1 protein-coding gene is annotated in these 604 nt (G+C 41.4%); it reads left to right on the top strand.

Going from position 1 to position 604, the window contains the following annotated elements; translation table 11 throughout:
• Positions 1 to 50 precede the first annotated feature (50 nt).
• Positions 51 to 422, top strand: a complete 372-nt coding sequence (locus ACXIZN_RS43270; RefSeq protein WP_021314598.1) for a hypothetical protein — start codon at positions 51 to 53, stop codon at positions 420 to 422.
• Positions 423 to 604: the final 182 nt, after the last annotated feature.

Raw genomic sequence — 604 nt, 5'->3', positions numbered from 1 at the left:
CTACTTGTGTTGTTTTTTTCTTTTCTGACAACTAGCATAGTGGTGACTACATGAGTAAAAAAAACGATTTAAACCTCAGTGAATCAACGTTAGAAAGCCTCAGGGAGTATGTCGATGACTTCGGCATGACTGTTGATGATGTTGTTCTGAAGTTAATTAATGAGAATAAGTCATTGAAGGAATCACTTGGACAAGACTTTGTGTTATCTGGCGAAAAGGAAGCGCACCACTTTAAAGATTATGTGATTCATAAACTGCCCAAAGGAAAAATTCTGGTTACCCATAATGGGCTTAAGGCCAGCAACATGAAGAAGATATTGATTGAGGCGGGGAGGGAGCTAGGCATGGATGAAAATGAACTCAATCCAGATTTCACAACCTATGAGATAGGGCGTTTTTTGTTTAAGCACCTACATGCGTAACAATCCTGCACGCCTGAAGGGCAGGAATCGAACTTAGCTGCCCGGATGTTATGGTAAATTTAGGTGCTATACGGATTTTTTATTAGGCGATCTGAGTTACCAACGATCTGGGTCGTATTCATCTAAATCGCGCTCAGTTACACAATTGGGGCTATACGATGGTGCCCAAACTGTATGCCCAC

The organism is Amycolatopsis sp. TRM77291 (genome assembly GCF_054166285.1).
The sequence above is the reverse complement of the archived record's forward strand: the minus strand, read 5'-3'. Positions and strand labels throughout refer to the sequence as shown.